Here is a 22,252-nt window from a genome sequence, read left to right on the forward strand (position 1 = left end):
AGAGGTGGATTCGAACTCCTTGGGAAACCGCTCCTTCCTGGAGTCTGAAGCGACGATTTTGCCGCGACGGACACTCTCGCGATTCGTCGCCCCGGACTTGATCCGGGGCGGGGTTCAAGCTCGCGGCGAGCTGACCCATCGCGTGCGCTCAACATCGCCTCTGTGCGACTGCAAGAACTTCAAACCCACCCCGGATCAAGTCCGGGGTGACGAGAGGTGAATTGGAAATCCTTGGGGAACCACTCCTTTCTAACGTCTGAAGCAACAGTTTAGCCGCGACGGACATTCTCGCGATTCGTCGCCCCGGACTTGATCCGGGGCGGGGTTCAAGCTCGCGGCGAGCTGACCCATCGCGTGCGCTCAACATCGCCTCTGTGCGACTGCAAGAACCTCAAACCCACCCCGGATCAAGTCCGGGGTGACGAGAGGTGAATTGGAAATCCTTGGGGAACCACTCCTTTCTAACGTCTGAAGCAACAGTTTAGCCGCGACGGACATTCTCGCGATTCGTCGCCCCGGACTTGATCCGGGGCGGGGTTCAAGCTCGCGGCGAGCTGACCCATCGCGTGCGCTCAACATCGCCTCTGTGCGACTGCAAGAACCTCAAACCCACCCCGGATCAAGTCCGGGGTGACGAGAGGTGGATTCGAACTCCTTGGGAAACCGCTCCTTCCTGGATTCTGAAGCAACGATTTTGCCGCGACGGATACTCTCACGATTCGTCGCCTCGGACTTGATCCGGGGCGGGGTTCACGCTCGCGGCAAGCTGACCCAACGCTTGCGCTCACTATCGCCTGTGTGCGACTGCAAGAACTTCAAACCCACCCCGGATCAAGTCCGAGGTGACGAGAGGTGAATTGGAAATCCTTGGGGAACCACTCCTTTCTAACATCTGAAGCAACAGTTTTGCCGCGACGGACACTCTCGCGATTCGTCGCCCCGGACTTGATCCGGGGCGGGGTTCACGCTCGCGGCAAGCTGACCCAACGCTTGCGCTCAAGATCGCCACTGTGCGACTGCAAGAACTTCAAACCCACCCCGGATCAAGTCCGGGGTGACGAGAGGTGGATTCGAACTCCTTGGGAAACTGCTCCTTCCTGGATTCTGAAGCAACGATTTTGCCGCGACGGATATTCTCGCGATTCGTCGCCCCGGACTTGATCCGGGGCGGGGTTCAAGCTCGCGGCGAGCTGACCCATCGCGTGCGCTCAACATCGCCTCTGTACGACTGCAAGAACCTCAAACCCACCCCGGATCAAGTCCGGGGTGACGAGAGGTGGATTGGAACTCCGTGGGAGACCGTTCCATTCTTGGGTCTGAAACACCGGCTTTGCCACGACAGACACTTTCGCGAAGCGAGGAGGATGCACTCTATACCAGCTCAAATCGCCAACCCCACATCGCCCTCCAACACAGTCTGCCGAATCACCGGCTGCTCACCCGCACGCCAGATCGTCACCTCATGGCGCACGCGATACCGCAACGGTCCGCCATCAGGTTCCTCGCGTCGCTCCAGCGGCCGCTCGATACACACAAAGTCAGTCTGCATCGTTTCCGCATCCACCCGAACCGTCGCATAGCCATGCCCAGCCATGTCGACAAAGCGCAAATGCGGCGCCAAATCCGGATTACTGAGCGCATGCGCGGCCGCCAGATCACCATTCGTGCTGTAAGACACAGCGCACTGCACCCCATGCCGCAACAGCAAATTCATCGCATGCTTCGCCGAGCCCGTCTGCGCATCCGCCATGAACAGCGTGCGGAACGGGCTCGCTTTGTTGCCATGTTCGTACGACTCAGCCATGCCCGGCGACGAGATCGAGCCCACCACAAAACTGAGCCCCACCGGTTCGAACGCAGCAGGCGGCAACGTCTTCGCAGCAAGCCCGGCCCAAAAGCTATGCCGATCACCCGACACAATCGCGAAGCCCGTCACGCCCGCATCGCGGACCGTGTCGTAAATCTCGCCACGCTCATGATACGCCGTGCCCCAATCGCTGCTGTTCATCATCGCGAATCCAGACTCCGGCCACTTACCCATCGCCTCGGGCAAGTGAACCGGATCAATCCGCGAATCGAGCGCGCCAAGCGAGTTGCCCCAGATCTTCCAAGTGGCCGTCGTGCCACGCAGTCGATCAAGAAACCACGCCTTCTGCTTCGCGCCAAGATACGTCTGCGCGGGTTCGTTGGCACGGAAATTCGGGATGCTCTTATCGCCATACGTCAACACCTCTGGCGGCCGACCGCCCGCAAACTCACGACCACTATCGATATGCATCGCCAATGCTTCGGGATAGAAGCTAAACGGCACACCCTCGAACAACGGCCCCAACTCCTCACGCGTTGCCGGATCCCGCGACCGAAAACTCCGCTGATCCGTGATCAATAAGTCGATGTGCTTCCCCCATCGAAGCGCGCGATACGCAATCAAGCTGTCGATCGCTGCAAGATTATTGGGTTCGAGCCCCAGCCCGTGTTCGTCAAATTCGTTGATCGGTGCGTCCACGACCACTGGCGCCGCAAACGTGGCCAACGACACACCTTGGCGTGTCACGCGCGCCGGTTGATATTCGAACCAAGCCTGATTCGCCGCAACCTTTAACGACTGCGCCGGCACCATCCCCTCGCCAAAGTCCTGCACCGACTGCCAAGCCTTCCACGAAAACTCATGGTTGTCCCAGATCGGCACGAACGGAAAGCGCGCACGCGCATCCTGAATCTCGGGGTCCATCAGATACGCATGGTAAAGCGCACGATAGTCTTCGAGTGACGTCGGCACTTGGAACTGATTGTTCGCGACCGCCTTGCCCGGATTGAACCGCACCGGGAACTTGATCAGACGATCGTACCGATGCCCATCCTTGACCTGGTCCGGATTCTGTATGACCTCATAGATGAAGTCACCGAGATGCAACACAAAACCAATCCGCTCCGCTTCCGGCGCTCGCTCATCCTCATAGATCATGCGCCGATACGCATTTTGCGCCCCTTCGCAAATGTTCTGGCAACTCACAAACGCAAATCGTGCCGGTCGCGGATCATCAGGCGCTGGCGCCGTCATCGTCCGCCCGATCCGACTCCCAAAGCCGTCCTCGTCCACAAACCGATACCAATACTCCCGCGCCGGCTTCAGATCGACAACCAACACCCGACACGTCCAATCCGCTGCCGCCAGAATCTCGCACTCAGCGTTCGCAACCACCCGAGCAAACGCCGCGTCCTCCGCGACTTCCACCACCAACCGCGCCCGCTCCCGCCCATCAACAAACGGCCGCCGCGTCCACAACAACACACTCCCCGCATCCGGGTCACCCGATGCCACCCCTTGCGGATACAAATCCCGCCGCTCGACCCAAGCCCGTGCCGAGGGCGCCTCGGACGAACACCCCGAAGCCAACACCGCGCCGAGCGCCGCAGCCAGCTTCAAAAACTCCCGCCGTTCCATCGTCGACATCGCAGCTCCTCGCAGCAAGGATCAAATTGATCGCAAGGCGAAGACGCTATCGCTGAAGGCTTTACCGGGCAGCGTGCTGGAAGTAACCGGGGGTTCGTGTGGTTTTGCAGCTCAGTGAGCGCCTGCAGTGACCGTGTCGGCGCTAGGAAGCCCCTGAACTTGTTCAGAGGCTCCCTGAAGATTCATAGGCGACTCGGCATTCAGGCTGCCTTGCGACAGCCTGAATGCCAAGCGCTTGAGGGTCAATGCACCCGAGTCATGCTGTCCAGTGTCACAACTTCATCGTCTGTCGGATTGTGCATCAGCAACGGCTGAGAGTCGCCGCTGACCTGCTTCTTGTCCTCTTTAGAAAATCCGATCCAGCCTAGATGCGACTCGAAGATGCTGCGGCGCCGGCCGAGCTCGTTTTGCGTGTACGGGAACGCACATTCCGGGATCGCCTTCGGATTAAAGACGCCGCACAGTGGCACGTTGAAGAAGAAATCGGCCAAGCGCGTTTCTTGCCCGCGCTGCCGCGGTTGCAATTGGTAGAACGGACGTAGACCGTCGCTGGCGCGGTTATTGTTTTCGATATGGCAGCCGCTGCAGGTGTTCTTGGAGAACAACATACCGGCAAACTTGTTGCTGACGTTCTCTGGAATAGTCACGCCGATGAGGTGGTCATTGCCGGCATGCTGCAGCGGCGCCGAGATCTCGTGCGATTCGGCCAGAATCTCGGCTTCGTGGGCGTTGATCCACTCGCCGATCTGGTTGGCATTGGTGCTCGTCTGGAACGGTGTCTGCTTGACCGTGGTCTGCACCAGATTGGCGTTTGCCGCAGGCTGCATGAATTCGCGGAACTCCCAGAAGAAGGTCGAATTGAATCGCAAGCCGTCGTTGGTACGGACCTGGCCAAGCGAGATGCGTCCATTAACCGGTGTGCGTGCGAAGGAATCAGTCAGGTACTGCAGCTGCGCCAGATATTCTGGTGACGACTGATCTGGGAACTGGTTCAACCGGTGCCATTCGCTCCACCATTGCGCGCGCGACAAATAGGCTTCGCTCATCTTGTACTCGAGAATAACGGTCAACCGAACCGGGCGGCCAAAGGAGTCGACGAGTCCGTAAACGACGCGTGCCTCACCGGCGTCGCCTGGCCGGACTAGGTCGGCACGATTGACGATTGCCAACGGAATCAAGGGCGAGCGCGCCATGTCCAGGCGGCCATCACCCAGTCGCGGCCAGTTGCCCAGGACATCGTCGGCGACATGTCGGGCTGGATCGACTGTGTCCGGCCCAATCACCTGCGTGGTGCGGAACAAATTGAAGAAGTTCGTCGTGAAGTCCGATGGATCCTGCGAGCCCGCCATGGCGGTCATCATCGCGCAGAACGTGAACGCGCCGCAGTTTTGACCACGCGTCGGATCGTCGACGACCGAAACGGCAGTGATCATCAACTCGTGCGCAGGATTCACGGAAGACGACAGCGCGGGCGCGATGCTGAACACGCCGGACTGAGTCACCGGGCCCCATAGGTCATTCCGATCTTGGGCCTTGATTGCCAGACGGTAGCTCGCGCCGACGATCAGATTGCTGCTCGCGAATGTCGCTGAGAAAGTGGCATTAGAGTAGAAGACCGAGTTGACGATTCCCGCGACATCAACGCGTTCGAGTGTGACCAAATAGCGCTTGATCCCGCTCGCATCCGTTGCAGCAGTCCAGCTCATGTCAATCGCCGGATTGTTCCACGGAATCTGCTGACCGGCGATATCGCGTCGACTCAGGGTCGTTGCAAAGCTCCCGACTGCAGATGGCGGCGTCGTGTCCAGGCGAACCATGAAGGTTCCAGCGTTTCGCAACGGGCCGTTGTTGTTACTGCTGTCAATCGCGCGTACCTGCACGCTGTAGTTGCCACCATCCTGCAAGCCGGAAGTCATCAGCGTGTAGGTTGTGCCCGGGTGATTCACGGTCAGGTTGTAGACGCCACCGCCAGACTGGTTGTGGATCAGCATGACTTGGTATCGCGACACCGCGACATTGTCCGTGGCGAGACCCCAGTTGATGACCACCGTCGGCGCGGTATTGGCGAGCGTCAAGCCATTGATCGACGTCCCACCAATCGTTGCCGACAAACTGGGCAAGGCCGATGGCGGCGTTGTATCGGCGATGGATACCGAGAACGTGCCAAGGCTAACGAAGGTCCCGGCGTTGCCGGCATTGTCGATCGCACGAATCCACACGGTGTACTGCGCGCCGTGCTGAAGATTAGCAGTGGCGACGGTCGCTGAAGTACTCGGATGACTGACCGAAACGTTGTAGGTCCAAGCGCCAGTCGCGACATGCTGGACGACGATGTTGTAACGATTCACGGCATCATTGTCCGTTGCAAGCCCCCACGTCATCGCGATACTCGGATTGGCAACATTGACGGTAAGGCCGTTCACCGACGTCCCGTTGATCCGCGCAACGCCATTCGGCACCGTGCTCGGTGGCGTCGTGTCTGGCAAGGTCTGCACATACAACGGCGCGTTCCAGTTACTGTAGTTGCCGGCATTGTCGCGGACACGCGCATAGTACGCGCGCCGTTGCCCAGGGGCGGGTCGATGGCTCCCGCTGACCACAAAGCTCGTGCCGGCAGTTGTGCTCAAGGTCGCATCGCAGCCGCCCCAGCCAGACGTGTCGTTGCTGCGGCAGAAATTGTAGCCGCTGGTGTTGATGCCGGACCCGCCTGGGTTGTCGGTAGCTGCCGTCACTTGCACTGTAAAGTCGCCAGGATTGACCATGCAGGTGCCGTTTTGCACCGACACGCAATGGGGCGAACTGGTGTTTCCGGGTGGGTTTGGTGCCGTGATATCGCCGCCACTGGTGGTGACGATGTAAATTGGGTTGTTCCAGGGCCCCCAGTTGCCGGCGTTGTCACGCGCCCGGAAGTAGTAAGCGCGCCGAGCACCGGGCGCGGGCCGATGGCTACCGGTCACGGTGACGTTGATCGTCGCACTGGTGCTGATGCTGACATCACAGCCACCCCAGCCGGTGACATCGTTACTGCGACAAACCTGATAGCCGCTCGCGTTGAGACCACTCCCGCCGGCATCCGTAGCAGCAGTGACCCTGAGCGAGAAGTCCGCATCGTTGACGATGCAAGCATCGCCGACCACACTGATGCAACTGGTCGAAGTGGTATTGCCAGGGGCAGTGGGCGGCGTCGTATCGGCGAGTACCGACGGCGCGATACCTGCGATGACCCAAGCAAACACAAACCGTTCAAGTCGCCAACGACGCATCGTAGGCGTGCAACGCAATATCAGGTTTAGCATGATCAACTCCTTGTGTGGGCATCCTTGATTTGATTTGCCGGAGTTGGTCAGTGCGAACCCGCGCCTACCGCTCCCCAAGTACAAGCAACGCATCGCCCGTCAAACGGCAACACGATGATCGATTGCAAATCACGTTCAGGCTACGCACGTCAGGCGAATTGTCAAAGACCGATACGGCCTATTCCCTTTTCGCAAAAGCACCCTTTCCCGCCAAGCTTTCGCTTATGCAAGCGCTCGCGTGCGCAAGTTCTGTGCGAGGTTTGGCGCATGGCACAGGGAGGGAATCTCTGCAACGATTTGGTTGGTCGGATGCGGCAGCTCAGAGTGATCTGTTCCTGAGCGCAATGGGCCGGCCGGCGTTGTCGAACTACTGTGCGCCAGCCGCTTCGCTGCTGCCAGCAAACCATCCAACAGTCGCTCGTCGTGTTCCAGATGGCCTTCTTACTCAGCCAGATTGTGGCGTTCGCGCGCTTTGGCCAACACCCGCGATGTCTCGGCAGGTACCCCAACCGTGTGCGGTAAAGATTGAACAGCGAGGTAACGGGTATCGCATAGATAACCGGCACGACGCAACGCGTATAAGGCCAACGCATGACTGGCGTTGTAGGCCAAATCAAAGCGGCTATCGAAAGCGAGCACCGTGCTGGCAGCATTAATCAAACGAGCCCGGGCAGAGTTAAGCAGCCCATTCAACTCACGTGCCGAAGACGGCTCAGCCTTGAGCTTGCCAATTCGCCTGAGGTTCTCAAGTTCAGTCGAGGTCTTCATCGGACCCGATCACGAACAGCTTTGCTTGTGCAGCAATACGCGCGGCAAGATTATCGGCTTCGGCACGTTTGTGTCGCCACGCCTCGCGACTCATCACATTGGGATTCACCGGCCTTGCCAGCGCCACTCAGGCCGCGGACAAGACCGCGAACAGCGTTGCATAGTCGAGATCATCGAAGATCACCGTGATGCTGCCGCGGAGAATACGGAATTGCTGTGCGTCCCCATTCAAACCTCTGATGAAGCCGTTCTTCTGGGCATTCTCTCCTCAAACATCACCCAAGGCATTGTTTTTATGTTCATTCCAGCGAAACAGGCTGTGTGAAAACATTTGGGCAGGACAGTGTTTGGCGCTTCAACATGGCCTCGGTGCGGCTGCAAGACCTTCAAACCCACCCCGGATCAAGTCCGGGGTGACGAATCGCGAGAGTGTCCGTCGAGGCAAAGTCATTACTTCAGACGCTAGAATGGATCGGTTCCCCAAGGAGTTCCAATCCACCTCTCGTCACCCCGGACTTGATCCGGGGTGGGTTTCAAGCTCGCGGCAAACTGACCCATCACTTGCGCTCATCATCGCCTCCGAACCCGATCGGCTAGGTTGCTCGAACCAGTCCTTCGTTGTTTGCACACAGTCTGGAAAGCTGGAATCCATTATTTGAGGCAACCAGTGTGCGACATTCAAAATGGATGTCAGCTTTCGCTGGCATGACAGCGAGTAGGCCGAGCGTTACGTCCGACCCGGAACAATAGTTTGATGCGCGAATAAGCGCACCAAAGGGGCGGCTGGACTGCGAAGAGCGTGAGTTCGTGTCGCCAAAGGGCACGTAGGATTCGCTGTTCCAGGGTGCCTCCTTCGCAGCCGCGGCGACGGCGGCCTGCGTTTCGCCTGCGCCATTGAGCCACACTCGGCTCAGCAGTTGCTCGAGGCTTCGCAGTTGATCGAAATCACGGACTGCGGGTGGTCTACTTGTAATTCGGGCAACGCCTACACCCAATCGGCGCAGAGCAATTCCGCCTGCTTCAACACCGTCTTCACGGCGTCGTCCTGCAAGTCCGGCGGATAACCGTATTTGTTGAGGATGCGCTTCACCATCACGCGAATCTTGGCGCGGGCACTTTCGCGCAACGTCCAGTCGATCGTGACGCTCTTGCGCACCTGGGTGATGAGTTCAGCGGCGATCAACTTGAGCTTGTCGTCGCCCATCGCCTGCACGGCGGACTCGTTCGCGGCGAGGGCGTCGTAAAAGGCGATCTCGTCCTCAGTCAGGCCGAGCGCTTCGCCCCGTTTGGTGGCGGCGTCCATCTCCTTCGCCAGCGTGATGAGTTCCTCGATGACTTGCATCGTCGAGATGGCACGGTTGTGGTACCCGTTGAGGGTTTTCTTCAATTTCTCAGCGAAGGACTGGCTCTGCACGAGGTTCTTCTTCGAGCGCAGCTTGAGTTCGTCCTTGAGCAACTTCTCCAGAAGTTCAGCGGCGACGTTCTTGTGCTTGAGGCCGCGCACTTCGGCGAGGAACTGCGGACTGAGAATGCCAATGTCGGGCTTCTTCAAACCGGCAGCGGTGAACACATCGATGATCTCGCCTTCGGTCGTGATCGCTTTGGACACAAGCTGGCGGATCGCGGCGTCGATCTGTTCCGGACTCTTCCTGTTCTCGCCGAGCTTCTTGTTGAGCGCGGCCTGCAGGGCTTGAAAGAAGGAGACGTCATCCCGGATCGCGGTCGCTTCATCCGTAGCGGCGCAAAGCGCGAAGGCTTGGGAAAGTTCCATCACCACTTGCACCCAACGCTTCTAGCCGTCTTCCTGTTCGAGTATGTGTTCCTGTCCGGCGGGGATGAGTTGCAGGCGTTCAGTCGGTGTGCCGGTGGTCCACTCAGGCCGCTTGAGTTCTTCCAATGGCCGGCGGCTCTATGCCTGCAACAGTGCGAACATTTCCTCGATGTGCTGATACTCGCCTTCGGGGAACCAGATGGCGGAGATGTGGGCGTCGACGAGGCGTTGTTCGAGTTTGGATCTCCGGTCGGCATCACTGGGGCAGGCGAGGATGGCGTAGTGGTGCGGGAGGGAGTCGGCTCCGACGTCTTGGGCGATCTTGGTGAAGGTCTGGATGGTGCGGTCAAAGCTCAGGCTGCAGCCGAGAAAGAGGAAACTGAAGCTGGTATAGAGGCGCTTGAGGAGTTTCGGTACGGGGCGATCGAAGTGGATATTGCCGTCGTTGCCATAGGCGTCGTCGTATTCGGCTTTGTTCAGCACCCGTTCGGCGGCGTTGGTGAGGCTGCCGTGGAGTTTGAGGAGGTGGCGCTCTCCTGCGGGAATGGCACGGTAGAAGGCGTTGATGGATCCGATAAGTCCGCGGCCGGTGGTCTTTTCGACGAAGGCTTTGCCGCTCTTCTCATAGGCCTTCTCCAGCACGCGGTCGAAGTTGGTGGTGATGGCACAACTGTCGAAGAGGTCGGGCAGTCGGAGCACCGCGCCAGAAACTTCGCCCGGCGGATCAAAGTCGCGCTCGAAGTCCTGGTTGAAGCGGTTCTCGCCGAGCTTGGTGACGAGGTCATGCATCACGCCTTCGTAGTCGCCATGGTCTTCGAGGCGCTGGCGTATGGGGTCTCGGTCGAATCCGGCATCAGGGCAAAGATTGAGCAAATATTCCTTCCACTCGGGGCAGCCGGCGCTCTTCGACATGCCCGCGCCAATGAAGGGAATCACGAAGCCGCGCTGGCAGGCGCGTTTGAGTTCGTCGAAGCGGCGCTCGTTTCGGTTGAACGTGTCGGTGTTGAGGATCTGCTGCTTCTCCCCGAGGTCGTAGCGCTTCGACTCCTCCTTGTACAGAATGCGGTCGCCGAAATAGAAAGCGCGGGCCGGGTTAGCTAAGGGAATTTCTGTGCCGTCGGCGCGTCGACAGACTACCTGGATCGCGTCATCGTCCTTGTCGTTGATCACGGCATCGAAAGCGGCGTGGCGATCGATGCCGGCGATTTCCTCGACGGTGGCTTCCGGGGCAAATTTGAGTGTTGGCATGGGTCAATCTTGGGTCGTGAGTTCGGCAACGAGGGCGGTGAGGAGGTTCGCGGCGGTAGTGCTGGCGGTGGCGAGCTGCGTTTCAAGCGCGTCCACCAAGGCCATCAGTTGCGCCACTCTTGCCACGATCCGGCGTTGTTCGGCGAGGGGGGGGATGGGGACGGAAATCGAGAGCCATTTTCCCTTGTTTAGGATAGGGATGGTGGTGCTGCTGGATTTTTTCCAAGCCGCGTCCTGAAAATACGGCGCACGGACTGCGAGAAGGAGGTATTGAGAATCAACCCACTGAACGGGAGATAGAGAGTTGATCTGTTGGTTAAAGGCGCATTCCCGCTCAATCAGGTTGCACTTCCCGATGGTGCCAATGCAGACCATCAATAAACTGCCAGCGGGAGCCAGACGACTTCCGCTTTGGGCGCCATGCCGAGTCAGGCTTTCGCTGGAGTAGTCGATGCCGTCGGGAAGGATGGCCGCCGGTTTGATAAACGGGATGTCTCCGTTGAAAGCCTCTTGGTTGTTCTTGCTCGGCGTCGTTCCGGTCTGAGCTGCGCCGAGATCGGCAAGCACCATCCAGCGCCAATGAGCTGGCACGTCAAAAGGTGGCTGGGCTTCGTCGAGAGACTCTTTTGGTGAGCGCAGTCCGAGGGTGTCCGCGAGCGTTGCAGCAGCTTCGCGGAACTCTTCAATCGGACGGATTTCGCCGTCGTCGGGTGCGGGTGCCGCCAGCTTTCCACACACTGCAAGGTCTAGGATAGATTTGCGGAGTTCGGCGGGGGGGATGCCGTAGGACGGGTGGAAGAGGAACGAGAGGTTGGCCGGGGTGGGCGCGTCCGCAAAGCGGGCCAGCGACGCGCGGGCGAGCGCGGCGTGCCGCGTCTCCCGTTCCTGCTGCTGCGCCTCCAGCCGATCACACAACGCCATCAACTCATCCACCTTCGCCACGATCCGCTTCTGCTCGGCGAGCGTTGGGAGGGGAATATTGAACTGCTCGATCATTCCCTTCGTTAACGCCTCGCGTGTCGCGCCGACTTGGACTTCGTCTATCATTCTTTGAATCACGGGACTGGCTAAGAACCTCGCTAAGAACTGAGTATCGAGTTCTTTGATCGTGCGGATAATTGCGACGTGCTGGTTGACCCTCGCACCCGCCATTTCCAATGGTGCGGTGGTGACCCGGCCAATCGAAGCACCAGTGATGTTCAGCAGCACGTCACCAGGCTGGACGTTAACGTTGGCGAGTTGCTTCGCCTGCTCATCGCTGAGGAAGACAAGTCCCTTGTGCTCGAAGCCTGCAAAGTGGACGTTCATCGAGCGAATGAGAGGAATGCCCTCGGTGAAATAGGATTCTCTTCCGCCGGCTGGAGTGGCTCCGCTACCAATCTTGGTTGCGAGCGATTTCAGCGGTTTGAGCGGCCATTCCGACTCGGCAGGCAACAGCTTTCCCGAAAAGGCGAAGTGCAGCACCAGCTCTCGCATCTTTGCCACCCCATCGGGCGCGTCGGCAAACTGGTCGAACTTCTCGAAAAACGTTTCCAGCTTCATTCAACAATCCCGGCGGTGGCCGTGAGAGCATGGTGGAGTTCCTGTTTCAACGCAGCGCGGGTCGCGGCGATCTGGGCGAGGAGTTTTTCGTATTCGGGCAGGAGGTGGTCCACGTCGCCGGGGCCCGTGTCGGCGTTGTGCGGGTTCTTGAGGTCGAGGTTGAAGTTGCCGGACTTGATCGTGTCGATAGAGACGCACCAAGCCTGCTCGTTTTCCACGCGGGATCTAAAGCCGTCCATTTCCTCACCCCACCAGGCGCGCTCGGCATCGAACTCCTCGATGCGGATGGGTTTGCCCTTGTTGTAGCTCTTGGCGCCGGGCGGATACGGGTGCTCGTAGTACCAGACGTGGGTGGTGGGCGCGCCCTTGGTGAAGAACAGGAGGTTGGTGCGGATGCCGGTGTAAGGATTGAACACGCCGTTGGGCAGGCGGACGATGGTGTGGAGGTTGCACTCGGTGAGGAGGGCTTCCTTGATGCGGGTCTTGACGCCTTCGCCAAAGAGCGTGCCGTCGGGCAACACGAGGCCGGCGCGGCCGCCGGGCTTGAGCAGCTTCATCAGCAGCACGAGGAAGAGGTCGGCGGTCTCGCGGGTGCGGAATTCGGCGGGGAAGTTGGACTCGATGCCGTCTTCCTCCATGCCGCCGAAGGGTGGGTTGGTGACGATGACGTCCACGCGCTCCTTCGGGCCCCAGTCGCGTAGCGGGCGCGCCAGCGTGTTGTCGTGACGGACGTTGGAAGGGACGTCGATGCTGTGGAGCATGAGGTTGGTCATGCACAGGACGTGCGGCAAGTGCTTCTTCTCGATGCCGGCGAAGCAGTCCTGGATGATGCGCTCGTCGGCCTCGGTCTTCGCCTGCTTGCGCAGATGCTCGATGGCGCAGACGAGGAAGCCGCCGGTTCCGCAGGCGGGATCGAGGATGGTTTCGCCGAGGCGCGGATTGACTTGCTCGACGATGAACTGGGTGACGGCGCGCGGGGTGTAGAACTCGCCGGCATTGCCCGCGGACTGAAGGTCTTTGAGGAGCTTTTCGTAGATGTCGCCGAACATGTGGCGATCATCGGAGGCGTTGAAGTCGATGCCGTTGATCTTGTTGATGACCTGGCGCATCAACGTGCCGTTCTTCATGTAGTTGTTGGCATCCTCAAACGCGGTGCGGATGAGCGTGGTGATGCGGTCGCCGCCGCCGGAGAGGGACTTGAGCTTGGGCAGGAGGGTGTTGTTGATGAAGTCGAGTAGGGCGTCGCCGGTGATGCCTTCCTCATCTTTGGCCCAGTTCGACCAGCGCAGATGCTGCGGGAGCGGGGATTTGTAGCGATCGCGGAGGAGTTCCATCTCCAGCTCGCGGTCGTCGAAAATTTTTAGGAAAAACATCCAGCCGAGCTGTTCGAGGCGTTGGGCGTCGCCGTAGGTGCCGGCGTCCTTGCGCATGATGTCCTGGATGGTTTTGACGAGGTTGGATACGTTGGGCATGGATCAGGCAGCTTTCAGATAAAGAGCGGTTTCGAGTTCGCGGATGGCGGCGAGGTAGGCGGGGCGGCCGCCGAAGAGTTTGACGATTTCCACGGGGGTGCCGTGAGTGGTAAGCGGATCCACTTTGAGGATTTCCAGCGACTCGACGCTGGCAATGCCGTTGTCGGCGTATTTCTGAAGCAGGGCATCAAGAACGGCCCGGGCCTTATCCCCATACTTGGCGAAGACATTGCGCTTCTTCACTCCTTCAGCGCGTTCCTTCCGCGTCAGTGGCGGGGCATCGAAGGCGATATGGCAGATGAGGTCGAAGGCATCGTACTCGCGGCCAGCTTGCTCTGCGAGTTCGTCGAGGAAGACGCCCTTGGCGGCGAGTTCTTCGAGCACGGCCTGCTTCTTCTCGGCGTCGTTCCAGGTGGTGAGAAATTCGTCGAGGGTGGCATAGGCCGCGCGGACAGTTTTGCGCGTGAAATCGGTGAGCGACTCGGTGATGAGGCGGCCGTTTTCGTCAAGATATTGGACGCGCTCCACAGAGACGCTTACGGGTACGTTGTTGACGACGTAACGCCTCGGCGGCTCGGGACCTTCTCCGCCGGGATCTGGACCGGGACCGGGTGGCAGGGGCGGCTCCGGGGATTCACCACCCGGAGGCGGATCTTCGGGCGGCACCGGCGGATCTTCCGGGCCGGGTTCATAAACCTGCACCGGGTCACCGTCAAAGGTCGGGTCGGCGAACAAGGCAGTCGCCCCGCGAAAATCCATGATGGTGAAGAAGAACTTGCCGTAGTCCTCGTTGATGCGCGTGCCGCGACCGATGATCTGCTTAAACTCGGTCATCGAGGCGATGCGCTTGTCGAGGACAATGAGGTGGCAGGTCTGGGCATCCACGCCGGTGCTCATGAGTCGCGAGGTGCAGGCGACGACCGGATAGGTGGACTCCGGGTCGATGAAGTTGTCGAGTTGGGCCTTGCCTTCATCGTCGTCGCCGGTGATGCGCATGACGTACTTATTGTTGGCGGCGGCGAGGTCGGGATTGGCATTCACCATGGCCTGCCTCATGCGCTCAGCGTGGTCCGTGGTCTCGCAGAAAATGATGGTCTTGGCGAAACGGTTGGTGGTGCGGAGGAACTCGGAGACCTTGGTGGCCACCAGTTCGGTGCGCTTTTCAAGGATGAGGTTCTTGTCGAAGTCGCGCAGGTTGTATTCGCGGTCTTCGATGAGGTTGCCGTATTTGTCGACCTGCCCAAGCTCAGGACGCCAACCGAGGATGTCCTTGTCGAGGCCGATGCGGACGACTTTGTAGGGTGCGAGGAAACCGTCGGAAATGCCCTGCCTCAGCGAGTAGGTGTAAATGGGGTCGCCAAAGTATTCGATGTTCGAGACGTCCCTCGTCTCCTTGGGCGTGGCGGTGAGGCCGATCTGGGTGGCGGACGTGAAGTATTCAAGGACTTGCCGCCAGCGCGCATCATCGGCGGCGCTGCCGCGATGACACTCGTCCACGATCACGAGGTCGAAGAACTCCGGGGAGAACTGCTTGTAGATGTTCTGGTCCTCCTCCGTGCCGGTCACGGCCTGGTAGAGGCAGAGATAAATCTCGAACGACTTGTCGACGGTGCGGTTCGTGATCTTCGTCATCGCGGTTCCGAACGGCTTAAAGTCGTTGGTCTTCGTCTGGTCGGCGAGGATGTTGCGATCGACCAGGAAGAGAATGCGCTTCTTCGCGCCCGACTTCCACAGCCGCCAAATGATCTGGAAGGCGGTGTAGGTTTTGCCGGTGCCAGTCGCCATCACGAGGAGGATGCGGTTCTCACCACGGGCGATGGCCTCTACCGTGCGGTTGATAGCGATGAGTTGGTAATAGCGCGGCGCCTTCCGGGAGCCGTCGTCGTAGTAGTCCTGAGTGGTGACTTTGCGCTGGCCCTCGGTCCACCCTTTGGCGGCGCAGTAGCGGGACCAGAGCTCCTCGGGCGTAGGGAACTGATCGAGCGGGATTTCACGGGTGACGGTGCCGCTGGTGGCGGTGCGGTCGTGCTCCAGAAAGGCGTCGCCGTTGGAGCTAAAGGCGAAGGGCACGTCGAGAATTTCGGCGTATTCGAGCGCCTGCTGCATGCCCTCCCCGACACCGTGGTTGTTATCCTTGGCCTCAATGACCGCGATGGGCAGGTTCGGTTTGTAGTAAAGCAGGTAGTCCGCTTTTTTGGCTTCGCCACGACGAACGGTTTTCCCACGGACAACGACGCGGCCTTTGGTGAAATAGGCTTCCTCCCGGACTTGGGTCATGAGATTCCAGCCCGCACCCTCCGGGCCGCAGAGTGCCGGAGTGATGAACTTGGACCGGATGTCCGTTTCGGAGAGAGTTTTCTTGTTCATGCTGCCCGGAGGTTGGGATGGAGCGGGCGGCGGAAGGTGTCGGCGTTTTCGGGGCCGAAGTCGGCCTCGATGCCGCGCAGGGCGAGGTTCATGATGGCGAGGCGGCGCGTGGTGGGGTTGCTCTCCTGGCCGTAGATGCTGATGTCGCCGAGCTGGCCACCGTGGGATTCGACGAATTTTTCCGACTGCACGAACATGCCGCCGGAGCCGCAGGCGGGGTCGTAGATGCGCCCTTTGTAGGGGGCGAGCATCTCGACGAGGAGCCGCACGACGCACGACGGGGTGTAAAACTGGCCGCCGTTCTTGCCCTCGGCGCTGGCGAACTGGGTGAGGAAGTATTCGAAGACGCGGCCGAGGAGATCCTTCGACCGGCTGGCGACATCGGCGAGCTGGATGGAGCCGATGAGGTCGATCAGTTCGCCGAGGCGGTGTTTGTCGAGATCGGCGCGGCCGTAGTTTTTGTTCAGCGCGCCTTTGAGGCGGGGGTTGTCGCGTTCGAGGGCAACCATCGCATCATCCACGTCCTTGCCGATGCTCGGGAGCTTGGCGTTGGCCTGAAGGTGAGCCCAGCGGGCGTCCTTGGGCACCCAGAAGACATTGGCGGCGAGGTATTCGTCCTTGTCCTCGGGATTGGCCCCGGCAAAATCGCCCTGACCGGCCACGAGCTTGGCGTGGTGCTCGTCGAAGGTGTCGGAGATGTATTTAAGGAAGATGAGGCCAAGGACGACGTGCTTGTATTCCGCCGCGTCCATGTTGTTGCGCAGCTTGTCGGCTGCGAGCCAGAGCTTGGCCTCGAAGCCGAGATTGGCTGAGGAATCTTTGTTGGTGGTCGGTGACTTCTTCTTGGCTGCCATCGAAATTCCTGTTCCATTTGGGTTTCGGTGAATTCCGGCATCGACTGGACCCTGTGGGCTCAGACGCGTGCCGGAAGGCCGAAACACTGATACTTATTGTTCGGACGACCTGCCGAGGTTTCCCCCACGCCCACTCTTGCTTAAGTCAGCGATTGCGATGCCTCCCTAACCCCGTCATCGGTTGACCTGCCTACCATAGCGCATGTCCAATGTCACCGACACAACTGGCGCTAACAGCTTTTCCATCCTCGACCAGCTCCGCTGCCATCTTCCGCACGCGGCACCGCTCCTCATGGATCGCGAGAGGCCAATAGCCCACCGCCCGCTCTGGGGCTAAGAGCCAGGCCCCACACGCCACGAATTGCCGTATCTCTCGGCTGATGAGGCCGCGGTCTGTGACGAGCTCCGCTTCAATCGCCTTCAAGCCAAGTTGCGACTGGAGCAAGAATGGGTGGGATTCGGCTGGCTGAGCGCCCGGATTGAGGAGTTCGCGTCCGAGTCACGCGTAGCGCGGTAGCTGTGTCCGCCGGGCCGACAAAGACGATGGCGAGATCGGAGCACGAGTCTTATGAGGCAGCGCACTTTCAGTTCACGGTGTATTCCCCGACTTAAGAGTGAGCATTCAGCTCCCCAGATCTGCAGCATGGGTCCGATCGATGCCGTCATCCATTGATGCGGCAGATCAGAAGCGCCTCTCAGACGTATACTGGGTGGATAATCGCAGCCTTACCCGGCGATTTTTGAAAGCGCTATGATGGCTTTCGGGTAAGCTAGCGTTCTGCGAATCCCAAACCCCATGTCAATGTTCGCGATACTGCGGGCGAAGAAGAATAATGAATCGAGGCACTGATTTCGATGACCGAGGACCCACTTGACGCCCCCCAGCGCGACGTTCAGCGTCTGCTCGGACGGTGTTTGATTCGGCTGCAGCAGTATGAGCGGGTCATCAAGCTGATCGTGGCGCATCACGAGTTATCTGGTCCAATGCTCGAACTAGAGGCTATACGGGCTGCACGAATCGCTAGCACCGGTGGCCAAACCCTCGGCACCCTGGTTGGTCAGCTCATGGATTCATATGTAGTTACCCAGGAAGTTGGTGCGAACGCGGCCTTGGCGATCAGTGCTCCTGAACAAGTCGATTCAGTGAGCATCCGAACCCATTTGACCCTTTCGGACGACGATCACCAGCGAGTAAAGCATGGACTGAAAGAGCTCGTTCAGTTGCGGAACAACCTCGTGCATCATTTTATCGACCAACACAACATTTGGACCGCAGAGGGATGTCTCAGTGCACAGGATGCTCTGGCTGCAGCCTACAATCAAATCGACGAGCGCTTCGAGCAGCTTCGAGAATGGGCCAAGCACATGGATAGTGCCCGAAGTCTTACCGTAGCCCTCCTTGAATCAGACGCAATCCAAGACCTCATCATCAATGGCATTGCCCCGGACGGCAGCGTGGACTGGCCTGCCTCTGGCATCGTAAGTGCGCTGCGCGAAGCGACCAGTAGCCTAGCCGTCGACGGATGGACACTGGTCAAGCTGGCAGAACAGTGGGTTACCGAGCGGTACCCAGATCAGTGTCCTAGCAAGTATGGATGCACCAGCTGGCGCCAAGTCGTGCATGAATCGCGTGTCTTTGAACTTCGTTACCGCGAAGTCAAGGGCCAGCGCGCAGCTTGGTATCGCGAGTTGCCGGAAAAGAAGCAAGTGAAATGAATGATTTAAGCCTGTCTCGGAGGTCTAGCTGGTAACCGCGCCAGATCAGCGCCTCCGAATTATGATGAAACGACCAAAGTCAGTCGCGAAGCACTAAAACAACGCAAAAGCGACAATCTTGAGCATAGAGTCTGTCTCGCCCAGTTCTGGTGCGGGTCGCACAAGCTGAATTGGCATTCTTTGACGTACCCGGCAATTCGACCGCCAGGAATCGCCTGCATCCGAATCCAAATGGGCTCCCGACCTTTCGTGAAAGACACCTCCGGATCCGGACAAAGGACATTGGGCATGTAGCGTTCAGCGCCGCCGCCAAACATGCACAACGCCCAGAAAAAGTGTTGCGAGTAACAACAGCGATGCACTCCTCGCGTCGAGTGCTGGCACGCCATGTTGAGTTCCCCGAACAACCATTGCTTGAGAGCGCACCAAACTGCAACGCGGCAGGGGTGGCGGCGGATTGCTGCAGTAATACAACTCAACGACGTACTGTCCTTGACTAAACGCTCCGAGGGAGTACGCCCTCTGAGGAACCACATCGGGCGGCGTGCAGAAGTCTGGGATCTCAAGTTCAAGCCGGACAGTGGACCCATCTCTCACGACGGTCGCCGCCGGTGGCAGCAATGTGCACCCTGTGACTGCCACGGTGGCCACCACCTCTTGTCCCGCAAGTGGCGATGAAGGATTGATCGTCAACGATGGATCCGTCACGCCGGCTACTGCCTCGCCAACTGCAAGGCACAGAATCCACAGCGCTCGAAATAACATGGTAGGGCTCTCGCTGATCACAATTCCTCCGGGGGAGCTTGGCATGCAATTGACTCAAGGGTCTCGACGAGCCTCGTGAACACAAGAATCTTGACAACCCCTCGGAAGGGCTCGCGACAAACTTGGCCGCTTCATCGTCTTTTTGAGAGCATACAACGGCGCGGTCTGTAGCCCGACACCCGCGACAGACTTTGTTCGTTCACTTCACAATGTATTCGACTCTTGGCTATCCCTACTCCACCGTCACGCTCTTAGCCAAGTTCCGCGGCTGATCCACATCCGTGCCCTTCAACACCGCCACGTGATACGACAGCAGTTGCAGGGGGATGGTGAACACAATTGGGGCGATGAGTTCGCCGCAGGGTTCGAGTTCGAGGAGGGTTTCTTGTGGGTGGGTGATGCCGCGGCTGACGCTTTTATCGGCGAATACGATGAGTTGGCCGCCGCGGGCGCGCACTTCTTCGATGTTGCTTTTCAGCTTTTCGAGCAGGTGGTCGTTTGGCGCGACGGCGATGACGGGCATGTCTTCGTCGACGAGTGCGAGGGGGCCGTGTTTGAGTTCGCCGGCGGGATACGCTTCGGCGTGGATGTACGAGATTTCTTTGAGCTTCAGCGCGCCTTCCATCGCGATCGGGAACTGGCGGCCGCGGCCCAGGAACAGGGCGTGATGTTTGCTCGCGAAGCGTTCGGCCAATACACGGATTTCTGGGTCTAACTTGAGCGCATCAGCCACGGCTTGTGGCAGGTGTTCGAGTTGCGTTACGCCGTCGCGATAGCGGGTTGCATCGAGGCCGTGTCATGACCTTAGAGCACGGACCTTGCTGGAAGACGGCTCAGCGGAGAAGGTTTCGTGGAACCTATGGGTGTCTTGGCTTCCGTCTTTCAGGATGCAGATTTCTCCGGCATCAAGTCTGAAAGTGCTTGCCTTTCCTCGACTCGCCATTCAGGAATCCAACTGAGCGTGTCGGACAGGAACGTCCGATTCTCTGGTGTATTCAGATTCTCACCGGATCTTGCCATTGTTTCCAACGAATAGACCATGCAGATCCATGGGATACGTGACCAGGGCGGCCGTCCGTGTTGCGGCAGCGTTGAAGCGGCAAGGTCGCCAGAGCGCAGGAGACGAAGGTCATCGAGGTAGTCGCGGTCTTGTTGTTCGAAATCGGGCCTTTTTAGCAGTTCGTCAGTCAAGCGAGTGAACTGAGCGTGGTCCCTCACCCACGCTGCACATTCCGAAAGAGCAAGCAACACCGAAGTCTTTGAAGATTGCCACCGCTGTTGAACCTGAAAGTTCGCCGCATGGCAAACTTTCTCCGGGTCACGCAGACGAAATCCCTGGGCAATCAGCCATGCGCTCATGCATGAGCGCGGAATCCAGGAACGCCCGCTCGACAAGATTTGATACTCAAATTGCCAGGAACAATGAGTCTCTCTAAGGCGCCATCTTAGGGCGCAGTTTGCCGCCAAGGTAACTAGGCAAACAATTCCAAGGAGAATGCGCTGCACAGTCATACACACCATCCAGACTTGTAACATTCTTCCATCATCGCATCAATTTCCGCCTGCGTTCTCGTGTCCTCGGCTGGGCACACGTTTACGGCCCCATTTCCGAACAGAAAGTCAGTAAACATTTTGAGCAGATCGATCAAGCCATCTCCGTCTCTGATTCCCGGGCCGCTCAAATGATATTGGCGTGTCCAAAACTAACAACTGATCACCGGGTCAGGCCCCTTGCCATCTATGGATTGATCGCACATCGGCAAGAACCGCTGGATTCGGATCGGCACACCACAATGTGCTTCGCACCAAAAATCGTCGCGCCTCCGTCGGATTCGGTCGAAACGACGCCATCGGCAATCTTCCTACACCGGTACTCGCGCCCCCATGGGTCCAGCGTCACTGCGGCAGACCCTGATACAGGACAATCGCCTTGTTTCGCGTACACCTGACACAGCGCCGCCGCTTCACTGGTCGCTCGGCGAAGCCTCTCTCCCTGAACGACCTGAAGCATGCCGAGGCAACCCAGAACCAGTAAGCACAGAAGAACTAAATATAGTGCGAGCTTTCTCGTCATTTACACACCATGTTCGCTAGCACAGTCTAACAATCAGTCTTGATGAATACCTACAAAGTCACTCAAGTCGCCTTGAATAACTTTCAGATAGTCGTTGACCGCCCGTGAGAAGCTCCGACAGTCCTGAATCCCGAAAATGATCTTGCCCCGGTTTTCCGGACACTTCGTTAAGCGGCTTTTGATAGCTCAAACTGAGCCGGGCTTCGATGCCCGAGTGCTGAGTGGAGCCGGTTTCGATTGTAGTAGACCTCGATGTAGTCAAATACCTGCGTTCGCGCGGCGACTCTCGATGTGAATCGTTCGCCGTGAATCGCCTCGACCTTCAGGCTGTGGTTCCAACGCTTCATGGCGGCATTGTCGTAGCAGTTGCCCCTGGCGCTCATGCTCAGCTGTAGGCCGTTCTCAGCGGCAAGCTCGCGATATTCGCTGGAACAGTACTGGACTGCCTCGATCAGAGTGCAAAATCACGCCCCTCGGCCGCTGACGACGGAATTGCGCCATTTTCGGCGCATCGCAGACCAGCGTCGCCTTCATTCGGCCAGACATCGACCAGCCGACGACCATTCGCGAGTGAAGATCGAGCACGACTGCCAGATACAGCCAGCCTTCATCGGGTCCGATGCACGTTGTGTCGCTGACCCATTTCTGATTCGGTCGGTGTGCCCGAAAGTCCTGCTCCAGCAAGTTCGGCGCTACTGGCAGACGATGATTCGAGTTGCAGGTGTCCGACAAACAGGGGGAAGATCAAATCCAGACAAGTCCAGTGTATCCACCAGATGGTGCGTCGCATGGGCAGAGGAACCAGTCACCAGTTGATCCTCCAGCACCACCGGCAAAAACCGCGGGCTCATGTCGACATACTTGTAACGAGCCACTGCCGACCCCCTTGCGCTCAATCACCGAAGGAAGCAGGATCGAGGCCACT

Annotated in this window: 12 protein-coding genes and 3 pseudogenes; 3 read left to right on the forward strand and 12 right to left on the reverse strand. The window is 58.8% G+C overall.

Translation table 11 applies throughout. The annotated features are described in order from the left end of the window. Nucleotides 1-1,381: 1,381 nt before the first annotated feature. From C7S18_RS14610 to C7S18_RS14620, 3 genes are all read right to left on the reverse strand, one after another. Nucleotides 1,382-3,454: an alkaline phosphatase D family protein gene (locus C7S18_RS14610; RefSeq protein WP_106892264.1), complete on the reverse strand. Its 2,073-nt coding sequence runs from the start codon at nucleotides 3,452-3,454 to the stop codon at nucleotides 1,382-1,384. 242 nt (nucleotides 3,455-3,696) lie between these two features. Further along, complete coding sequence (locus C7S18_RS14615) at nucleotides 3,697-6,750, reverse strand: fibronectin type III domain-containing protein (protein WP_146151933.1); 3,054 nt, start codon at nucleotides 6,748-6,750, stop codon at nucleotides 3,697-3,699. Between the two features lie 441 nt (nucleotides 6,751-7,191). After that, on the reverse strand, nucleotides 7,192-7,518 hold the full coding sequence (locus tag C7S18_RS14620) for a hypothetical protein (RefSeq protein ID WP_206207908.1): 327 nt from the start codon (nucleotides 7,516-7,518) through the stop codon (nucleotides 7,192-7,194). Between the two features lie 25 nt (nucleotides 7,519-7,543). Here C7S18_RS14620 and C7S18_RS24220 point away from each other — a divergent pair, with 25 nt between their 5' ends. Then, a complete protein-coding gene (locus C7S18_RS24220) occupies nucleotides 7,544-7,843 on the forward strand; it encodes a hypothetical protein (RefSeq protein WP_146151934.1) in 300 nt (99 codons plus the stop codon). 660 nt (nucleotides 7,844-8,503) lie between these two features. On the opposite strand, the gene C7S18_RS14625 is transcribed toward C7S18_RS24220, so the two are convergent. From C7S18_RS14625 to C7S18_RS14650, 6 genes are all read right to left on the reverse strand, one after another. Further along, nucleotides 8,504-9,301, reverse strand: coding sequence for a DUF3387 domain-containing protein (locus tag C7S18_RS14625; protein WP_206207909.1), 798 nt, complete (start codon nucleotides 9,299-9,301; stop codon nucleotides 8,504-8,506). A 126-nt stretch (nucleotides 9,302-9,427) separates the two neighbouring features. Further along, nucleotides 9,428-10,537, reverse strand: coding sequence for an SIR2 family protein (locus C7S18_RS14630; protein WP_106892266.1), 1,110 nt, complete (start codon nucleotides 10,535-10,537; stop codon nucleotides 9,428-9,430). A 3-nt stretch (nucleotides 10,538-10,540) separates the two neighbouring features. Continuing rightward, nucleotides 10,541-12,079, reverse strand: a complete 1,539-nt coding sequence (locus C7S18_RS14635) for a restriction endonuclease subunit S (protein WP_106892267.1) — start codon at nucleotides 12,077-12,079, stop codon at nucleotides 10,541-10,543. After that, nucleotides 12,076-13,551, reverse strand: a complete 1,476-nt coding sequence (locus tag C7S18_RS14640) for a type I restriction-modification system subunit M (RefSeq protein WP_106892268.1) — start codon at nucleotides 13,549-13,551, stop codon at nucleotides 12,076-12,078. The genes C7S18_RS14635 and C7S18_RS14640 overlap by 4 nt, the downstream gene beginning before the upstream one ends. Nucleotides 13,552-13,554: 3 nt before the next feature. Continuing rightward, nucleotides 13,555-15,918 (reverse strand): EcoAI/FtnUII family type I restriction enzme subunit R, encoded by a 2,364-nt coding sequence (hsdR, locus tag C7S18_RS14645; RefSeq protein WP_106892269.1) that lies wholly within the window; start codon nucleotides 15,916-15,918, stop codon nucleotides 13,555-13,557. Next, the gene (locus tag C7S18_RS14650; protein WP_206207910.1) at nucleotides 15,915-16,772 is read right to left on the reverse strand and encodes an N-6 DNA methylase; all 858 of its coding nucleotides are present in this window, start codon (nucleotides 16,770-16,772) and stop codon (nucleotides 15,915-15,917) included. The genes hsdR and C7S18_RS14650 overlap by 4 nt, the downstream gene beginning before the upstream one ends. A gap of 292 nt (nucleotides 16,773-17,064) precedes the next feature. On the opposite strand from C7S18_RS14650, the pseudogene C7S18_RS14660 reads away from it, so the two are divergent. Together C7S18_RS14660 and C7S18_RS14665 are read left to right on the forward strand one after the other, a co-directional pair. After that, nucleotides 17,065-17,289 (forward strand): annotated as a pseudogene (locus tag C7S18_RS14660) (Wadjet anti-phage system protein JetD domain-containing protein). Between the two features lie 338 nt (nucleotides 17,290-17,627). Further along, nucleotides 17,628-18,488: an OST-HTH/LOTUS domain-containing protein gene (locus tag C7S18_RS14665; RefSeq protein ID WP_106892272.1), complete on the forward strand. Its 861-nt coding sequence runs from the start codon at nucleotides 17,628-17,630 to the stop codon at nucleotides 18,486-18,488. A 997-nt stretch (nucleotides 18,489-19,485) separates the two neighbouring features. On the opposite strand, the pseudogene C7S18_RS14670 reads toward C7S18_RS14665, so the two are convergent. From C7S18_RS14670 to C7S18_RS25025, 3 genes and pseudogenes are all read right to left on the reverse strand, one after another. Beyond that, a pseudogene (locus tag C7S18_RS14670) lies at nucleotides 19,486-20,049 on the reverse strand (SIS domain-containing protein); the annotation flags it as partial. A gap of 86 nt (nucleotides 20,050-20,135) precedes the next feature. Further along, on the reverse strand, nucleotides 20,136-20,612 hold the full coding sequence (locus C7S18_RS14675) for a hypothetical protein (protein ID WP_106892274.1): 477 nt from the start codon (nucleotides 20,610-20,612) through the stop codon (nucleotides 20,136-20,138). 882 nt (nucleotides 20,613-21,494) lie between these two features. After that, nucleotides 21,495-22,050: pseudogene (locus C7S18_RS25025) on the reverse strand (IS3 family transposase); the annotation flags it as partial. Between the last annotated feature and the right edge of the window lie 202 nt (nucleotides 22,051-22,252).

The organism is Ahniella affigens, assembly GCF_003015185.1.
GTDB classification, from domain to species: domain Bacteria; phylum Pseudomonadota; class Gammaproteobacteria; order Xanthomonadales; family Ahniellaceae; genus Ahniella; species Ahniella affigens.

What these genes read in the sequence shown, in the direction of transcription:
- C7S18_RS14610 (WP_106892264.1), bottom strand. Translation starts at nt 3,454, where the DNA reads ATGTCGACGATGGAACGGCGGGAGTTTTTGAAGCTGGCTGCGGCGCTC.
- C7S18_RS14615 (WP_146151933.1), bottom strand. Translation starts at nt 6,750, where the DNA reads ATGCTAAACCTGATATTGCGTTGCACGCCTACGATGCGTCGTTGGCGA.
- C7S18_RS14620 (WP_206207908.1), bottom strand. Translation starts at nt 7,518, where the DNA reads ATGAAGACCTCGACTGAACTTGAGAACCTCAGGCGAATTGGCAAGCTC.
- C7S18_RS14630 (WP_106892266.1), bottom strand. Translation starts at nt 10,537, where the DNA reads ATGCCAACACTCAAATTTGCCCCGGAAGCCACCGTCGAGGAAATCGCC.
- C7S18_RS14635 (WP_106892267.1), bottom strand. Translation starts at nt 12,079, where the DNA reads ATGAAGCTGGAAACGTTTTTCGAGAAGTTCGACCAGTTTGCCGACGCG.
- C7S18_RS14640 (WP_106892268.1), bottom strand. Translation starts at nt 13,551, where the DNA reads ATGCCCAACGTATCCAACCTCGTCAAAACCATCCAGGACATCATGCGC.
- hsdR (WP_106892269.1), bottom strand. Translation starts at nt 15,918, where the DNA reads ATGAACAAGAAAACTCTCTCCGAAACGGACATCCGGTCCAAGTTCATC.
- C7S18_RS14650 (WP_206207910.1), bottom strand. Translation starts at nt 16,772, where the DNA reads ATGGCAGCCAAGAAGAAGTCACCGACCACCAACAAAGATTCCTCAGCC.
- C7S18_RS14665 (WP_106892272.1), top strand. Translation starts at nt 17,628, where the DNA reads ATGACCGAGGACCCACTTGACGCCCCCCAGCGCGACGTTCAGCGTCTG.
- C7S18_RS14675 (WP_106892274.1), bottom strand. Translation starts at nt 20,612, where the DNA reads ATGAGCGCATGGCTGATTGCCCAGGGATTTCGTCTGCGTGACCCGGAG.